We start from the raw sequence: 17,364 nt of genomic DNA, 5'->3' as shown, positions 1-17,364 counted from the left end.
CCAAAGTCGGGGCAAGGTCACGCCTGATGATCGAAGATTCGCCCTTTGTCGCAGCCGCACCGGTGCTGGTGCCGATGCCGGCCGAACGGCCCTATACCTATGCCGTGCCCGCCGGCATGCGCGTGGTGCCGGGCTCGATCGTACGCGTACCGCTCGGTCCGCGCCAGGTGGCCGGCATCGTCTGGGACGGCGCCGTGGAAAAGGTCGATGCGAAGAAATTGCGCCCGATCGAGCAGGTCTTCGACTGTCCGCCGATCGACCGCGCAATGCGCCGTTTCGTCGACTGGATCGCACAATATACGCTGTCTGCGCCGGGCATGGTGGCGCGCATGCTGCTCAGGGCGCCGGAGGCTTTCGATCCGGAACCGTGGATCGAAGGGCTGCAACGCACCCTTGCCAAACCCGATCGGATGACGGACGCACGGATGCGTGTTCTGGAGACGGCCGAAGGTGGGCTCGCCTGGACGCGGTCCGGGCTGGCGCACGCGGCTGGCGTGTCATCAACCGTGATCGACGGGCTGAAGGCGCAAGGCGTGTTCGAGACCGTCATGATCCCGCCACGGCCGGTGGTGGCAGCACCCGATCAGGACTTTGCTCGGCCTTCGCTGATGCCGGACCAGGGCGATGCGGCCGCCATGCTGCGCTCCAATGTCGCGGCCGGCGCATTCGGCGTCACCCTGCTCGATGGCGTGACCGGATCCGGCAAGACGGAGGTATATTTCGAGGCAGTGGCCGCCGCGCTCGGCCAGGGCAAGCAGGTGCTGATCCTTTTGCCGGAGATCGCGCTGACGCATGCCTTTCTCGAGCGCTTCCAGGAGCGGTTCGGGGCCAAGCCGGCGGAATGGCATTCGGACCTGCCGCCAAGGATGCGCGAGCGTGTCTGGCGGCAAGTGGCAGAAGGTAGCGTGCGCGTCGTTGCCGGCGCGCGTTCGGCGCTGTTCCTGCCGTTCAAGGAGCTTGGGCTGATCGTCGTCGACGAGGAGCACGACCCTGCCTACAAGCAGGAGGACCGCGTCTTTTACAATGCCCGCGACATGGCGGTGGTACGCGGCCATATTGGCGGCTTCCCGGTCGTGCTCGCCTCGGCGACGCCGTCGGTCGAAAGCCGGGTCAATGCGCAACAGGGCCGCTATAGCAGGGCGGTACTTTCGGCGCGTTTCGCCGAGGCGGCTCTCCCTGACCTGAAGACGATCGACATGCGGCGCGCGCCGCCGGCGCGCGGCGGCTTCCTGTCGCCGCTGCTGCTTGGCCATATGCAACAGACGCTGGAGAGAAAGGAGCAGTCGCTGCTGTTCCTCAACCGGCGTGGCTATGCGCCGCTGACGCTGTGCCGGGTCTGCGGCCACCGCTTCGGCTGCCCGGTGTGCTCGGCCTGGCTGGTCGAGCACCGCTTTCGCGGCCAGCTCGTCTGCCACCATTGCGGGCACAATGAGAAACGCCCGGAAGCCTGTCCGGAATGCGGCACGCTCGATCATCTGGTGGCGTGCGGGCCGGGTGTCGAGCGCATCGCCGAGGAGGTGGTGACGCATTTTCCCGACGCCCGCACCATCGTGCTGTCATCCGACCTGATGGGCGGCGTGCGACGGCTGAGGCTCGAACTCGAAGCCATCGCCAAGGGCGAGGCCGACATCGTCATCGGCACGCAGCTTGTCGCCAAGGGCCATAATTTCCCCGACATGACGCTGGTCGGGGTGGTCGATGCCGATCTCGGCCTGGCCAATGGCGACCCGCGCGCCGCCGAGCGCACGTTCCAGCTGCTCAGCCAGGTGACCGGCCGCGCCGGCCGCACCGGCAAGAAGAGCCTGGGCCTGCTGCAGACCTTCCAACCCGATCACCCGGTGATGCGGGCAATCGTCTCCGGCGATGCCGAAGCTTTCTACGAGCGCGAGATCGCCGAGCGCGAGCGGGCGGCATTGCCCCCCTTCGGCCGGCTGGCCGGCGTCATCGTCAGCGCGGTGACGCGCGCGGAAGCCGAGGGCCATGCACGCGGCCTGCGCCGCGCCGCGCCCGAGGCCAACGACCTGTTCGTGCTGGGACCGGCAGAAGCACCGCTGTCACTACTCGGTGGCCGCCATCGCTTCCGGCTGCTGATCCAGGGCGAGCGGCGCGCCGACATGCAAGGCTTCATCCGCGCCATGCTGGCCGAGGGGCCGAAACAGCGCGGTTCGGTCCGGGTGCAGGTCGATATCGACCCGCAGAGCTTTTTGTGAGACCGACCATGATTGGAGCGGTGAACGTATGAAAACCCTTGGCCTGATCGGCGGCATGAGCTGGGAATCGACAGCGATCTACTATCGTCTGCTCAACGAGATCGTGCGCGAGCGTCTGGGTGGGCTGCATTCGGCAAGATTGCTTTTGTGGTCGTTCGACTTCGCCGAGATCGCCGAACGGCAGCACGCCGGTGACTGGCAGGGTGCCGGCGTTCTGTTGATCGATGTGGCGCGCAAGCTGGAGTCTGCTGGCGCGGAAGGCCTCCTGATCTGCACCAACACCATGCACAAACTGGCCGACGCCGTGCAGGCAGCTGTGTCGATACCGCTCATCCATATCGCCGACGCCACCGCCGTCGCGGTCAGGGGCGCCGGCGTCAACCGCCCGGCGCTGCTGGCGACGCGCTTCACCATGGAGCAGGAATTCTACAAGGGTCGGCTCACCGACACATACGGACTTCAACCGGTGGTGCCAGATCAAGCCGGACGAGACATGGTTCATCGCGTCATCTACGAGGAACTCTGTCAGGGTGTCGTCACCGGGGAATCGAAGGCGGCCTATATCGATGAAATCGCCCGCATGCGGCGTGACGAAAAGATCGACGGCGTCATCATGGGCTGCACCGAGATCACCATGCTCATAGGCCAGCAGGATTTCGACATTCCGGTGTTCGACACGACGCGCATCCATGCCGAGGCCGCGGTCGGGTTCGCGCTGGGTTGATGCGTTCTTGCTAAAGTGCCGGCCGCCATCTGGCGCGTGGCCTTTCCTCCGCTAGAATGCCCGAAATTTCGAGACAGCGATTTACGAGGGGACAAGGATGGAATTTGCGTTTCCATGGCCGATGAGCCAGGGCGAGTGGCTGGCGTGGGCGAGCGCCGTCGTGACCTTGCTGCTCGGCTTGCTGCTGTTCCTGGCGCCGGGGCTGGCCTTCCGGATTCTCAGGCTGCAGGTCAAGCCCGAAAAGGCGGCGGCAATCGCGGAAGGGCGCGGCAGGATGTCCGGCTTTTATCTCGGCGTCAGCCTGTGCTGCATCCTGTTGGCGCAGCCGCTACTCTACATGGCGCTCGGCTTCTCCTGGCTGTTCACCGCTTTCGGCCGGTTGCTGTCGATGATGTCGGACGGCGCCAACACGCCTTTCAACTGGGTTTCGATCGTGGTGGAACTGGTGCTGGCGGCGCTGCCGCTTGCCTTCGCCTTCGGCTTTTTGCCCTGAATCCAAAGGCTAATCCAAGGGCTTCGGTCAAACTCAGCGGCCCGATGCGACAATAGTGCCTGAAAACCATGCGGAACGACGCATTGCGGTCTTAAAATGCCTGTGCTAGACGGCAATCGACTTTCGGCCGGGGATAGCGGAAGCCGCGCCTCCGTGCTTAGAAAAATGCAGTAAGGTCAAAGATTTAGCCAGAGTTTATTGCTCGCGCCAACAATCTGCGGCCTGTCAGACAAGAGAAAAGACGGTCCGTGGCCCAATCGTCATCGCCAATCTCAGGTGTCGCAGAACGCTATGCGGGTTCGCTGTTCGAACTCGCCCAGCAGGCAAATTCGGTCGCCAAGGTCGAGGCCGACCTCAATAGCTTCGAAGCTATGCTCGACGGCAGCGCAGACCTTGCCCGGCTGATCAAGAGCCCGGTGTTTTCCAGCGAGGACCAGGCCAAGGCCATCGCGGCAATCGCCGACAAGGCCGGGATCACTGGCCTGACCGGCAATTTCCTGCGCGTCGTGGCTGGCAATCGCCGGCTGTTCGCGGTGCCGGGCATGATCAAGGCGTTCCGCCAGATTGCCGCCGAGCATCGTGGCGAGGCCGCTGCAGAGGTCACCTCCGCGCATGCGCTGACGGCGGCCCAGCAGACTGAACTCAAGGCCGCGCTGAAAAGCGTTGCCGGCAAGGATGTGGCGATCACCGTCACCGTCGATCCGTCGCTGCTCGGCGGGCTGGTGGTCAAGATGGGCTCGCGCCAGATCGATACGTCGCTCAAAACCAAACTCAATTCGCTCAAGCTTGCACTGAAAGAGGTCGGCTGATGGACATCCGCGCCGCGGAAATTTCCGCAATTCTGAAAGACCAAATCAAGAATTTCGGCAAGGAGGCCGAGGTCTCCGAAGTCGGCCAGGTGCTGTCCGTCGGTGACGGCATCGCCCGCGTCTACGGCCTCGACAACGTCCAGGCCGGTGAGATGGTCGAATTCCCCGGCGGCATCCGCGGCATGGCGCTCAACCTCGAAGCCGACAATGTCGGCGTCGTCATCTTCGGCGCCGACCGCGACATCAAGGAAGGCGACACCGTCAAGCGCACCGGCGCCATTGTCGACGTTCCGGTCGGTCCGGGCCTGCTCGGCCGCGTCGTCGATGCGCTCGGCAACCCGATCGACGGCAAGGGCCCGATCAAGGCGACCGAACGCAAGCGCGTCGACGTCAAGGCGCCCGGCATCATTCCGCGCAAGTCGGTGCATGAGCCGATGTCGACCGGCCTCAAGGCCATCGACGCGCTGATCCCGGTCGGCCGCGGCCAGCGCGAGCTGGTCATCGGCGACCGCCAGACCGGCAAGACCGCGATCATCCTCGACACGATGCTCAACCAGAAATCGGTGCACGACAACGGCCCGGAGAAGGAAAAGCTCTACTGTGTCTACGTCGCCGTCGGCCAGAAGCGCTCGACCGTCGCGCAGTTCGTCAAGGTGCTGGAAGAGCGCGGTGCGCTCGACTACTCCATCATCATCGCCGCCACCGCGTCCGATCCGGCGCCGATGCAGTTCCTGGCGCCGTTCGCCGGCTGCACGATGGGCGAATATTTCCGCGACAATGGCATGCACGCTCTGATCAGCTATGACGATCTGTCGAAGCAGGCCGTCGCCTATCGCCAGATGTCGCTGCTGTTGCGTCGCCCGCCGGGCCGCGAAGCCTATCCTGGCGACGTGTTCTACCTGCATTCGCGTCTGCTCGAGCGCGCCGCCAAGCTCAATGACGACAATGGCAATGGTTCGCTGACAGCACTGCCGATCATCGAGACGCAGGCCAACGACGTGTCGGCCTATATCCCGACCAACGTGATTTCGATCACCGACGGCCAGATCTTCCTGGAAACCAACCTGTTCTTCCAGGGCATCCGCCCGGCCGTCAATGTCGGCCTGTCGGTGTCGCGTGTCGGCTCCTCGGCGCAGATCAAGGCGATGAAGCAGGTCGCCGGCTCGATCAAGGGCGAGCTCGCGCAGTACCGCGAAATGGCGGCCTTCGCGCAGTTCGGCTCCGACCTCGACGCCGCCACGCAGCGCCTGCTCAATCGCGGCTCGCGCCTGACCGAGCTCTTGAAGCAGCCGCAGTTCTCGCCGCTCAAGGTCGAAGAGCAGGTCGCGGTGATCTTCGCCGGCGTCAACGGCTACCTCGACAAGCTGGCGATCAACCAGGTCGGCAAGTTCGAGCATGGGCTGCTCAGCCACATGCGCTCGGCCGGCAAGGACGTGCTGGACGGCATCCGCAAGGAGAAGGCGCTGTCGGACGATCTGCGCGCCAAGCTGAAGGCGGAGATCGACGCCTTCGCCAAGACCTTTGCTTGAGACAAGCCGAACGCACGGGATCAGGTTTGAAGCATGCCTTCATTAAAAGACCTTCGTAACCGCATCGCCTCGGTCAAGGCGACGCAGAAGATCACCAAGGCGATGCAGATGGTCGCCGCGGCGAAGCTGCGGCGCGCGCAGGAAGCCGCGGAAGCCGCGCGCCCCTATTCGGAGCGCATGGGCGCGGTGCTGGCCAACATCACCCAGGCGATCGGCGGCGGCGGCGATGCTCCCGCGCTGATGACCGGCACCGGCAAGGACGACGTGCATCTGCTCGTTGTCTGCACCGCCGAGCGTGGCCTGTGCGGCGGCTTCAACTCGCAGATCGCCCGTCTTGCCCGCGACCATATCCGCAAGCTCCTGGCCGACGGCAAGCAGGTCAAAATCATCTGCGTCGGCAAGAAGGGTTACGACATACTGCGGCGCGACTACGCGGCGCAGGTCATCGACCGTGTCGATCTGCGCGAGGTGAAAACGCTGGGCTTCGTCAATGCCGACGCGATCGCCAAGAAGGTGATCCATCTCTTCAACGAGGGCGGCTTCGACATCTGCACACTGTTCTATTCGCAGTTCAAGTCGGTGATCAGCCAGATCCCGACGGCGCAGCAGATCATTCCGGCCGGCGCGCCGTCGGCCGCCGCCGAGACGACGAATGGCGGCAACGCCGTTTATGAATATGAGCCGGAGCCGGGCGAAATCCTCTCCGACCTCATTCCGCGCAACATCTCGGTCCAGGTCTTCCGCGCGCTGCTCGAAAACGCAGCCGGTGAGATGGGCGCCAAGATGAGCGCCATGGACAACGCGACGCGCAACGCCGGCGACATGATCAACAAATTGTCGATCACCTACAACCGCCAGCGGCAGGCGCAGATCACCAAAGAATTGATCGAAATCATTTCGGGCGCCGAGGCGCTCTAGGCGCGATTTCGCTCGGGGAGACCTTCGAGCGGATCGTGTCAGAAACAGAGAGACGAAAAAGGGCAAAGACGATGGCGAAAGCAGCGACCCCGAAGACCGCAGCCCCGAAGACTGGCGCAAAAGCGGCACCGGCAAAGGCTCCGGCAGCAGCGGCGAAGGCGGCTCCGGCCAAGAAGGCGGCCGCACCCGCCAAGGCCGCCGCAGCCAAGACGCCGAGCGTTTCCATCAAGAAAACCGGCCTTGCCGGCAAGGTTCGCCAGGTCATCGGCGCCGTTGTCGACGTGCAGTTCGGCGAGCATCTGCCGGCGATCCTGAACGCGCTGGAAACGGTCAATGTCGGCAACCGCCTGGTGCTCGAGGTTGCCCAGCACCTCGGCGAAAATACCGTGCGCTGCATCGCCATGGACTCGACCGAAGGCCTGGTCCGCGGCCAGGAGGTCTATGACACCGGCGCGCCGATCACCGTGCCGGTCGGCCCGGGCATGCTCGGCCGCATCATCAACGTCATCGGCGAGCCGGTCGACGAGGAAGGCCCGGTCAACGGCATCGAGATGCGCTCCATCCACCAGCCGGCTCCGACCTATGTCGAACAGTCGACGGAAGCGCAGATCCTCGTCACCGGCATCAAGGTTCTCGATCTGCTGGCACCCTACGCCCGCGGCGGTAAGATCGGCCTGTTCGGCGGCGCCGGCGTCGGCAAGACGGTGCTGATCCAGGAACTGATCAACAACGTTGCCAAGGCGCATGGCGGCTTCTCGGTGTTCGCCGGCGTCGGCGAGCGCACCCGCGAAGGCAACGATCTCTACCACGAGTTCATCGAGTCCGGCGTCAACAAGAAGGGCGGCGGCGAAGGCTCAAAAGCGGCGCTCGTCTATGGCCAGATGAACGAGCCGCCAGGCGCGCGCGCCCGCGTCGGTCTGACCGGTCTGACGGTCGCCGAATATTTCCGAGACCAGGGCCAGGACGTGCTGTTCTTCGTCGACAACATCTTCCGCTTCACGCAGGCGGGCTCGGAAGTGTCGGCGCTGCTCGGCCGTATTCCTTCGGCCGTGGGCTATCAGCCGACGCTCGCCACCGACATGGGCGCGCTGCAGGAGCGCATCACCACCACCACCAAGGGTTCGATCACCTCGGTGCAGGCGATTTACGTGCCGGCCGACGATCTGACCGACCCGGCGCCGGCGACTTCGTTCGCCCACTTGGACGCGACGACCGTGCTAAACCGCGCGATCTCGGAAAAGGGCATCTACCCGGCCGTCGATCCGCTCGATTCGACCTCGCGCATGCTCGACCCGATGGTCGTCGGCGAGGAGCATTATCAGGTCGCCCGCCAAGTGCAGTCGATCCTGCAGCGCTACAAGTCGCTGCAGGACATCATCGCCATCCTGGGCATGGACGAGCTCTCGGAAGAGGACAAGCAGACGGTTGCCCGCGCCCGCAAGATCGAGCGCTTCCTGTCGCAGCCCTTCTTCGTCGCCGAAGTGTTCACCGGCGCGCCGGGCAAGCTGGTCGACCTCGCCGACACCATCAAGGGCTTCAAGGGCCTCTGCAACGGCGACTACGATCACCTGCCGGAAGCTGCCTTCTATATGGTTGGCGGCATCGAGGAAGCGGTCGAGAAGGCGCAGCGCCTCGCGGCTGAAGCGGCTTAATTTAGAGAATAGGGAGTAGTCAGTAGTGGGTAGGGAATAGCAGCTGCGTGATGGGCCGATTAGGGCCACTTGCTACTGCCCAATTCCTATTCCCTACTCACTAAATTGACATGGCTGAAGCTTTCCAATTCGAACTGGTCTCGCCGGAGCGTCTGCTGGTTTCCGAGCAGGTCGAATCCGTCGTCATTCCGGGCGCGGAAGGTGAGATGACCGTGATGGCGCATCACGCGCCGGTCATGACCACGATCAAGCCGGGCGTCGTCACGGTGAAGACCGCTACCGGCAAGGAAGAACGCTATGTGGTGTTCGGCGGCTTTGCCGACATCGTTCCTTCAGGCTGCACGCTGCTCGCCGAATCGGCGGTCGCCGTCGGCGACATCGACCGCGCCGACCTTGCCCGCCGCATCCAGGAAGCCAAGGAAGACGCAGCCGACGCCAAGGACGACCAGACCCGCAGCAAGGCCGAACAGTTCCTTAGCCAGCTCACCACGCTCGAAGGCGCTATTCTGCCGGCGTAGGGTTTCGCTGTCATTTAGCGATTGAGAAAGCGGGGCTTGCCCCGCTTTTTTACTGGATACCAAGGGCGGCGAAGGCGCCTGCCGGCCCGCCTTGCCGCAGACGTTCGAGATGGGCGGCCACGGCCTCGATCAGTGTCTGTCGCTCGGCAAAGTCCCTGGCGAAACCAGCCAGATCGAACACTGCTGTCGCGGTCTCCTCGGCCGACAGATGCCGACTGTCGAGCGCCGCCAGTGCCGCATCCAACGGATCGGTGAAATGATTTTCCGGCAAGGTCTTGCCGCGCGCCTCGCACGCCGCGATCCAGGCGGCGATCACCAGCGTCAGATGCTCGGGCAGCAAGCCGGCTTCGGCTCGCTCGATCGCGGAAGCGACAATACGCTGCGGCAGTTTCTGGCTGCCATCATTGGCGATTTGCGCCGTGCGGTGAGCGAGGGCGGTGTTCGAAAAACGCTGAGCGAGCTGGGCGGTGTAGTCTGTCGTGTCGAGCCCGGCATCCTGCGGCAGCGTCGGGATGGCCTCGGCCCACAATCGATCGACGAATTGCCGGATCGCCGGATCGGCAAAGGCGCGGTCGACGGTCGCGTGGCCGCTGAGCAGGCCGAGATAGGCGATGGCCGAATGCGCGCCATTGAGCAGCCTTAGCTTCATGTCCTCGAAGGGTCCGACATCGCCGACCATGGTGACGCCAAACCTCTCCCAGGAAGGCCTGCCGGCCGGGAAATCGTCCTCGATCACCCACTGGCAGAACGGCTCGGTCATGACAGGCCAGGCGTCGTCGACGCCGAGCAGGCCAGATATCCGCGTCCGGTCGGTATCGGTGGTTGCCGGCACGATGCGATCGACCATGCTCGACGGAAACGCAACCTCGTCGGCGATATGTTGGGCGAGCGAGGCATCGCGCTCGCGGGCGAACCGGGCATCACTAGTGAGTCTGGCATCACGCAACGCGGCGAACTCGACCAGCAACCGATGCAGCGTCGCGCCATTGGCCGGCAGATTGTCGCAGCAGAGCACGGTGAAGGGCGGCGTGCCGGCGGCGCGGCGGCGCGCAAGCGATTCGGCGAGAAAACCATGCGCCGTCTTTGGCATTTGCGGGTTCGCCAAATCGTGGACGATGTCGGGATGAGCCGCGTCGAGCCCGCCGCCGACTGCCCGAAGATAGGCCTTTTCGGTGATCGTCAAAGTGACGATGCGGGTGCGCGGATCGGTCAGGGCGGCCAGCACCGCGCCAGGATTGTCCGGCGCCACCAGTAACGAGAGGATCGAACCTATGACGCGCAAGCTTTCGCCGCCGCTGTCCCTGACCGCCAGCGTGTAGAGCCCGTCCTGCGGCGCCAGCGCATCGCGTGTGTCGGCGCTGCGCAGCGAGACGCCGACAATGCCCCAATCCGTCTCACCCGCCGCCAGGCAATCGTCGACATAGACGGCCTGGTGAGCGCGATGGAAGGCGCCGATGCCGAGATGGACGATGCCAGGCGCGACGCCGGTGCGGTCATACAAGGGGACCGCGGTGGCAGCTGGCAGGCCTTGCACAGTGGCGTTGGAAAGGCGGCTTTTTGTCATGACGTGGCATGTCCGATCCGGCGGGATGAAATCGTCCCAAGGGTGGGGTCGGCAAGCGGCGTATCACCCGATTTCCTGCTACACAATGGGTCGAAAAGTCATCATACAACAATCTAATTTTTGTATGTTGACATTATTTCTTTCCAGTCCTACCGATGGTTGAATTGGGAGGATCAACGTGACTGGATTGACTGATCCGGATCTGCTGTTTCCGGTCGAGGGGCGTCCGCTTTCGCTCGCCCGCGACCTCTATGCCGGGGTCAAGGATCTGCCCATCGTCAGCCCGCACGGCCACACCGATCCGCGCTGGTATGCGCTGAACGAGCCGTTTCCCGATCCGGCGCAGTTGCTTGTCGTGCCGGACCATTACATTTTCCGCATGCTGTTCAGCCAGGGTGTCCGCCTGGAGGAGCTCGGCATTTCGAGCCTGGACGGCGCACCGGTGGAAACCGACGGCAGGGCGATCTGGCGGCGCTTTGCCGAGCACTATTATCTGTTTCGCGGCACGCCGACCCGTTTGTGGCTTGACCATGTGCTTGCCCATCTGTTCGGCATTGAAGAGCCGCTGAACGCGGCGACGGCCGACCGCCACTACGATATGATTGCGACGCTGCTGCAGTGGGAGAATTTTCGCCCGCGCGCCCTGTTCGAGCGCTTCAACATCGAGGTTATCGCGACGACCGAGGGCGCGCTCGACGATCTCAGTTGGCACCAGATGATCCGCGACAGCGGTTGGGAGGGCCGCGTCGTCACCGCCTATCGGCCAGACGCGGTGGTCGATCCCGACTTCGAAGGGTTCTCGGCCAATCTCGACCGGCTCGGGGAAATCACCGGCTGCGACACTGGCAACTGGGCCGGCTATCTCGATGCGCATCGCCAGCGGCGGGCCTTTTTCAAGAGCTTTGGTGCGACCTCATCCGATCATGGTCATCCGACGGCGGAGACCGCCAATCTGTCGGCTGCCGCCGCCGAAGAGCTGTTCAACCGCATCCGCCGGGGTTCGGATGACGAGCGCGAGCGCAAATTGTTTCGCGCCCAGATGCTGACCGAAATGGCCAAGATGAGCCGCGACGACGGGCTGGTTCTGCAAATCCATCCCGGCTCCTGGCGCAACCATTCGCCTTCCATGTTTCAGAAGTTCGGCCGGGATAAGGGCTTCGATATCCCGACCCGGACGGACTATGTGACGGCGCTAAAGCCGCTGCTCGACTGCGTCGGGCTGGAACGCGACCTCACCGTCATCCTCTTCACGCTCGACGAGACCAGCTATGCCCGCGAATTGGCGCCGCTTGCCGGCGTCTATCCGGCGCTGAAGCTCGGACCGGCCTGGTGGTTTCACGACAGCCCGGAGGGCATGCGCCGCTTTCGCGAGATGACCACGGAAACCGCCGGCTTCTACAACACCGTCGGCTTCAACGACGACACCCGCGCCTTCCCGTCCATACCCGCCCGCCACGACGTGGCGCGCCGGGTCGACTGCGCCTATCTGGCGCGCCTCGTCGCCGAGCATCGGCTGCGTGAAGACGAGGCGCATGAACTGGCGCGGGAGCTTGCCTACACGCTCGCGAAAAAAGCTTATCGGCTCTGAAGGGGCAACTCGCCCGTAATGCAAAAGGGAGGAAACCATGTTGCATTTTTCAAAACTGGCGGGAGCTACGCTACTTGCCGCCGCACTGATGGCCGGAACGGCAAGCGCCGAGACGGTTCTGCGCTCGTCCGACACGCACCCGGACGGCTATCCAACGGTCGAGGCGGTCAAATATTTCGGCGAACTGGTGAAGGAGCGTACGGCTGGCCGCTATGCAGTGGAACTCTATCATTCCGCGCAACTCGGCGAGGAAAAGGACACGATCGAGCAGGTGCGCGCCGGCGTGATCGACCTCAACCGCGTCTCGATGGCACCGTTTAATGGGCTCATCCCTGAAACCACGGTGCCCTCGCTGCCCTACATCTTCCGCTCGGAAGACCATATGCACAAGGTAATGGACGGAGCGGTCGGCGATCAGATCGCGGCGGCGTTCGAACAGGTCGGGCTGGTGCTGCTCGCCTTTTATGACGGCGGCGCGCGCTCCTTCTATAATTCGAAGAAGCCGATCAACTCATTAGCCGATCTGGCCGGCATGAAGTTCCGCGTCATCCAGTCCGACATCTTCGTCGACATGGTGGCGGCACTCGGCGCCAACGCGACGCCGATGCCGTATGGTGAGGTGTATTCGGCGATCGAGACCGGGGTCATCGACGGCGCGGAGAACAATTTTCCGAGCTACGACACTGCCAAGCATGCGGAAGTCGCCAAGTTCTATTCGCTCGACGAGCACACGATGGTGCCGGAAGCTTTCGTCATGGCGAAGTCGAGCTGGGACAAGCTGACGCCGGAAGATCAGGCGATCTTCAAGGCGGCCGCCAAGGAAAGCGTCGCCAAGCAGCGCGAGCTGTGGACCGCCAAGGTCAAGGAATCGCGTGCCAAGGTCGAGGCGGCCGGTTCGCAGATCACGACGCCGGACAAGCAGCCCTTCATCGACGCGATGGGTCCGGTCTACGAGAAGCACGTCAAGGACGACAAGCTGAAGGCCATGGTCGAGGCCATCAAGGCCGTGCAGTGATCAGCGGCGGCGCGGGCATCCCGCGCCGCCATCCTCTTGCGGAGAGAACCGGTGACCTCCAGCCCAGAACAGAGACCGCCCCTGTCCGGCGTTGCGCGCGTGATGTCGCGCGTCAGCACGGCGGCGCTGTGGATCGCCGGCATCGGGCTGGTGCTGATGACCGCCTTCGTCGCCTGGCAGGTGTTCGGCCGCTATGTCCTGAATCGCTCGCCGAGCTGGACCGAGCAGGGCTCGGTGATGTTGATGAGCTGGTTCATTTTCCTCGGCGCTGCCGTCGGGGTGCGCGAGAACTATCACCTCGGTTTCGACGTCCTGCTCTACGTGCTGCCGAAAGGCGGCAAGCGTTGGCTGAGGATGATCTCGGACCTCGTCGCGCTCGCCTTCGGCGTCGGCATGATCTGGTATGGCAGCCAGCTGGTCGCATTGACCTGGGGCGCTACCTTGCCGTCGCTCGGCATATCGGGGGGCTGGGACTACGTTCCGCTTGTCGCGGGAGGCGTGCTCGTCGTGCTCTTCACGCTGGAGCGCATCGTGCTTCGCCTCTCTGGTGCGCCGATCGACGATGTGCTCGATGAACTGCCGCCGGCGGAAGTCGCAGCCGAACTCGACACAGCGAACGTGAAGGTCTGACGCCATGGAACTCTGGATCCTCTTCGGCGTCTTCACCCTTCTGATGCTTATCGGCACGCCGATCGCTTTCTGCCTCGGCGTCGCAAGCCTTGCCACCGTCCTCTATATGGGCCTGCCGCCGCTCATCGTTTTCCAGCGCCTGAATTCCGGCATGAGCGTCTTTTCGCTGCTGGCCATTCCCTTTTTCATCTACGCCGGCGACTTGATGGTGCGCGGCGGCATCGCTAGCAAGATCGTTGCCTTCGCCGGCTCGCTTGTCGGCCATTTGCGCGGCGGCCTCGGACAGGTCAACATCGCGACCGCTACACTGTTCGGCGGCATTTCTGGCTCCGCAGTGGCTGAGGCAGCGGCGGTCGGCGGCTTGATGATCCCGCAAATGAAGGCGCGCGGATATGGAGCGGATTACGCCGTCAACGTCACGTCGATGGCGGCGCTGATCGCGCTGCTCCTGCCGCCGTCGCACAACATGATCATCTACTCGATCTCGGCAGGCGGAAAGATCTCTATCGCCGACCTGTTCACCGCCGGCATCATCCCGGGCCTGCTATTGGCCTTGGCACTGATGATTACCGCCTATCTCGTGGCGCGCTCCCGCGGCTATCCGACCGAGCCGTTTCCGGGCTTCACTGCCGTCGCGCATCTGTTCGCTGTCGCGGTGCCCGGCCTGCTGCTGATCGCGATCATCTTCGGTGGCGTACGATCGGGTGTTTTCACGGCTACCGAGAGCTCCTGCATCGCCGTCATCTATGCGTTGCTCGTTACCGTCTTCGTTTACCGGCAGATGACTTGGGAAGGGTTCGTGCATGCCACCCATGGTGCCGTGCGCACCACGGCCATGGTGCTGCTCATCATCGGCATGGCGGCGGCGTTCTCGTGGTTGATGGCCTTCCTGAAAGTGCCGGCAGCGCTCATAGCCTCCATGAACGCGATCTCAGACGATCCGCTGGTGGTGCTTCTTCTGCTCAACGTCCTGATGCTGTTCCTCGGCACCTTCATGGACATGGGGCCGACGATCATCATTTGCACGCCGATCTTCCTGCCGGTGGCGCAGGCCTACGGGGTCGATCCGGTGCATTTCGGCGTCATCATGATCCTTAACTTCGGCATCGGGCTGAACACGCCGCCCGTGGGCGCGGTGCAGTTCGTAGCCTGTGCCGTCGGCAAGATCACGGTGTGGGAAGCGATGCGCTCGATCTGGCCGTTCTATGGGGCCGGCCTCGTGGTACTGGGGCTCGTCACTTACATTCCGGCCATCTCGCTATGGCTGCCGAGCGTCTTCAAATAGGGGTTGGCAATGGCATCGGATACAGCGACCAGCCTGAAGGTCGAACGCAAGCCAAAGCTTTCGGAAACCGTGGTAGCGGCGCTTCGAAAGCAGTTGCATGCGGGCGAGATCCAGCCGGGGCAGAAGCTGCCGACCGAGGGCCAGCTGACCGAAACCTTCGGCGTCAGCCGCACCGTCGTCCGCGAGGCGCTGGCCAAGCTTGCCGCCGACGGCCTGGTCGAACCGCGCCAGGGCGCCGGCGTCTTCGCCACCGAGCATATCTCGACGATGTTCGGTGCGCTGGCCGCCGACATGGGAGCCAAGGATTCGATCGCGCTCAACGTGCTCGAGGTGCGGCTGGCGATCGAGATCGAATCCGCCGGGCTTGCTGCCGTCCGCCGCAACGCCGCGCAGGAAGCGGCGATCCAGGAAGCCTTCTTCGAATTCGAGCGGCTGCTGCTCAACAGCGAGCCGACCGGTCCAGCCGACCTTGCCTTCCACCGGGCGATCGCCAGCGCCACCAACAACCCGTTCTATGTCGAGATGCTCGACGTGCTGGGGCGGCGCGCCATCCCTTGCGACGTGACCTCGCCCTGGTCCACCGAACTCGCCCAATCCGATGTCTACCAGCGCGGCCTGCAACGCGAGCACCTGGCGATCCTGAATGCCATTACGGCCGGCGATGCCGAGGTCGCGCGCGAGGCTATGCGCGCGCATCTCAGCGCCAGCCAGCAGCGCTATCGCGAGCGCCTGCATGCAAGGCAGGTTTTTTATGCCGACTCCGTCAAGGCCGCGGCAACCGAATGATCATCTCCAGTCAGGGCAGCAATGAATCAGACTCATAATCAAACGGATTTCACTTCGCGCTTCGCCATCGATCCAACCGCCGCTTCGGCGATGGGAACGGATGAGCTTCGTCACAATTTCCTGATCGAAGGCCTGTTTCAGCCCGGCCGCATCAGCCTGACCTACTCTCATTATGATCGCATGATCGTCGGCGGCGCCATGCCGGCCGAAACGCCGCTGCCACTCGAAGCGATCAAGCCAACGGGGACCAGGAATTTTCTCGACCGCCGCGAAATGATCGCCGTCAACATCGGCGGCACCGGTGCCGTGAAGGCTGGCGGCCAGTCCTACGAATTGCAGGCGCGCGATATGCTCTATCTCGGGATGGGCGCCAGCGACGTGTCGTTCGCCTCTGCCAATCCGGCTGAGCCGGCTAAATACTATCTACTCAGCGCGCCGGCGCATCAGAACCATCCCAGCCGGCTGATCCGCATCAGTGACGCCAAACGGCTCGATCTCGGCAGTCAGGCGACCTGCAACGAACGCTCGATCTTCCAGTTCATCCATGCCGACGGCGTGAAAACCTGCCAGCTCGTCGTCGGCATGACGCAACTTGCCCCCGGTTCGGTCTGGAACACCATGCCGTGCCACGTGCATGACCGGCGCATGGAGGCCTATCTCTATTTCGACTTGGCCGACGCGGCGCGCGTGTTCCATTTCATGGGCGAGCCCGACGAGACACGCCATCTCGTCCTGCGCAACGAGGAGGCGGTGCTGTCGCCAGGCTGGTCGATCCATTCGGGCGCCGGCACCTCCAACTACGCCTTCATCTGGGCGATGGCCGGCGACAATGTCGACTATACCGATGTCGATCCGGTGGCGATGGAAGAGCTGCGGTGAGCGCCGCTTTCAGCCTGGCCGGCAAGCGCATCCTCGTCACCGGAGCCAACACCGGCATCGGCCAGGGCATCGCCCTGTCGATAGCGCGTGCCGGCGGCATGGTGGTCGGCGTCGGCCGCTCGGCGATGGACGACACGGCCGCAAAGGTCGCGGCGCTGGGCGGGTCGTTCGCGGCGGTGGTTGCCGACCTTGGCGAGCCCGCTGCTGCCGCCGACATGCTCGAGCACGCCTGGGACGAGAATGGACCGCTCGACGGGCTGGTCAACAATGCAGGCATCATCCGGCGCGCCGATGCGGTCGAATTGACCGAGGCCGATTGGGACGAGGTGATGGACATCAATTTGAAGACGGTCTTTTTTCTCTGCCAGAGCTTTGCCAGACGGGCGTTTGCCGGCGGACGCAAGGGCAAGATCGTCAACATCGCATCGGTGCTGAGCTTTCAGGGCGGCATCCGCGTCGCCTCCTACACTGCCTCGAAACATGGCGTGCTCGGCATCACGCGGCTGCTCGCCTGCGAATGGGCGCCAAAGGGCATCAACGTCAACGGCATCGCGCCCGGCTATATCGAGACCAACAACACCGAGGCGTTGCGTGCCGACCCGGAACGCAGTGCTTCGATCCTGGCGCGCATTCCGGCCGGACGCTGGGGCGCGCCGGAAGACATCGGCGACGCGGCCGTCTTCCTCTTGGCACCGGCGTCGAACTACATGCATGGTGCGGTAATGCCGGTGGACGGCGGCTGGCTGGCGCGATGAGAGGATGAG

General features: G+C 63.9%; 16 protein-coding genes. 15 read left to right on the top strand and 1 reads right to left on the bottom strand.

All coding sequences use genetic code 11. The features are described from left to right. The first annotated feature begins 26 nt into the window (after positions 1–26). The 8 genes from OHD62_RS15435 to OHD62_RS15400 all read left to right on the top strand — a co-directional run bounded on the left by OHD62_RS15435 (position 27) and on the right by OHD62_RS15400 (position 8,853). Positions 27–2,210: a primosomal protein N' gene (locus tag OHD62_RS15435; RefSeq protein ID WP_263783635.1), complete on the top strand. Its 2,184-nt coding sequence runs from the start codon at positions 27–29 to the stop codon at positions 2,208–2,210. 28 nt (positions 2,211–2,238) lie between these two features. Then, positions 2,239–2,934, top strand: a complete 696-nt coding sequence (locus OHD62_RS15430) for an aspartate/glutamate racemase family protein (protein ID WP_263783634.1) — start codon at positions 2,239–2,241, stop codon at positions 2,932–2,934. 97 nt (positions 2,935–3,031) lie between these two features. Then, positions 3,032–3,427 carry a DUF4345 family protein gene (locus tag OHD62_RS15425; protein WP_263783633.1) on the top strand — a complete coding sequence of 132 codons (396 nt, stop codon included), beginning with the start codon at positions 3,032–3,034 and terminating at the stop codon, positions 3,425–3,427. A 248-nt stretch (positions 3,428–3,675) separates the two neighbouring features. Continuing rightward, entirely contained in the window at positions 3,676–4,236 is a 561-nt protein-coding gene (locus tag OHD62_RS15420; RefSeq protein ID WP_263783632.1) for a F0F1 ATP synthase subunit delta, read from the top strand. Further along, positions 4,236–5,765, top strand: a complete 1,530-nt coding sequence (gene atpA, locus OHD62_RS15415; protein ID WP_263783631.1) for a F0F1 ATP synthase subunit alpha — start codon at positions 4,236–4,238, stop codon at positions 5,763–5,765. Before OHD62_RS15420 ends, atpA begins: the two co-directional genes overlap by 1 nt. A 33-nt stretch (positions 5,766–5,798) precedes the next feature. Then, positions 5,799–6,683, top strand: coding sequence for a F0F1 ATP synthase subunit gamma (locus OHD62_RS15410; RefSeq protein ID WP_263783630.1), 885 nt, complete (start codon positions 5,799–5,801; stop codon positions 6,681–6,683). Between the two features lie 71 nt (positions 6,684–6,754). Continuing rightward, a complete protein-coding gene (gene atpD / locus OHD62_RS15405; RefSeq protein ID WP_263783629.1) occupies positions 6,755–8,335 on the top strand; it encodes a F0F1 ATP synthase subunit beta in 1,581 nt (526 codons plus the stop codon). A 110-nt stretch (positions 8,336–8,445) separates the two neighbouring features. After that, positions 8,446–8,853, top strand: coding sequence for a F0F1 ATP synthase subunit epsilon (locus OHD62_RS15400; RefSeq protein ID WP_263783628.1), 408 nt, complete (start codon positions 8,446–8,448; stop codon positions 8,851–8,853). Between the two features lie 49 nt (positions 8,854–8,902). Here the strand turns inward: OHD62_RS15400 and OHD62_RS15395 are convergent, their stop codons facing one another. Continuing rightward, positions 8,903–10,417, bottom strand: coding sequence for a mannitol dehydrogenase family protein (locus OHD62_RS15395; protein ID WP_263783627.1), 1,515 nt, complete (start codon positions 10,415–10,417; stop codon positions 8,903–8,905). Positions 10,418–10,595: 178 nt separating this feature from the next. Here OHD62_RS15395 and uxaC point away from each other — a divergent pair, with 178 nt between their 5' ends. From uxaC to kduD, 7 genes are all read left to right on the top strand, one after another. Continuing rightward, positions 10,596–12,005 carry a glucuronate isomerase gene (gene uxaC / locus OHD62_RS15390; protein WP_263783626.1) on the top strand — a complete coding sequence of 470 codons (1,410 nt, stop codon included), beginning with the start codon at positions 10,596–10,598 and terminating at the stop codon, positions 12,003–12,005. Between the two features lie 37 nt (positions 12,006–12,042). Further along, positions 12,043–13,020, top strand: a complete 978-nt coding sequence (locus OHD62_RS15385) for a TRAP transporter substrate-binding protein (RefSeq protein ID WP_263783625.1) — start codon at positions 12,043–12,045, stop codon at positions 13,018–13,020. A 102-nt stretch (positions 13,021–13,122) separates the two neighbouring features. Then, entirely contained in the window at positions 13,123–13,650 is a 528-nt protein-coding gene (locus tag OHD62_RS15380; protein ID WP_263783895.1) for a TRAP transporter small permease, read from the top strand. Between the two features lie 4 nt (positions 13,651–13,654). Continuing rightward, positions 13,655–14,935, top strand: a complete 1,281-nt coding sequence (locus OHD62_RS15375; protein ID WP_263783624.1) for a TRAP transporter large permease — start codon at positions 13,655–13,657, stop codon at positions 14,933–14,935. Between the two features lie 9 nt (positions 14,936–14,944). Next, on the top strand, positions 14,945–15,721 hold the full coding sequence (locus OHD62_RS15370) for a FadR/GntR family transcriptional regulator (protein ID WP_263783623.1): 777 nt from the start codon (positions 14,945–14,947) through the stop codon (positions 15,719–15,721). Positions 15,722–15,742: 21 nt separating this feature from the next. Then, the gene (gene kduI / locus OHD62_RS15365) at positions 15,743–16,600 is read left to right on the top strand and encodes a 5-dehydro-4-deoxy-D-glucuronate isomerase (RefSeq protein ID WP_263783622.1); all 858 of its coding nucleotides are present in this window, start codon (positions 15,743–15,745) and stop codon (positions 16,598–16,600) included. Then, positions 16,597–17,355: a 2-dehydro-3-deoxy-D-gluconate 5-dehydrogenase KduD gene (gene kduD, locus OHD62_RS15360; RefSeq protein ID WP_263783621.1), complete on the top strand. Its 759-nt coding sequence runs from the start codon at positions 16,597–16,599 to the stop codon at positions 17,353–17,355. Before kduI ends, kduD begins: the two co-directional genes overlap by 4 nt. The last annotated feature ends 9 nt before the right edge of the window (positions 17,356–17,364 follow it).

Source organism: Mesorhizobium sp. YC-39 (assembly GCF_025753795.1).
Lineage (GTDB): Bacteria > Pseudomonadota > Alphaproteobacteria > Rhizobiales > Rhizobiaceae > Mesorhizobium.
The sequence above is the reverse complement of the archived record's forward strand: the minus strand, read 5'-3'. Positions and strand labels throughout refer to the sequence as shown.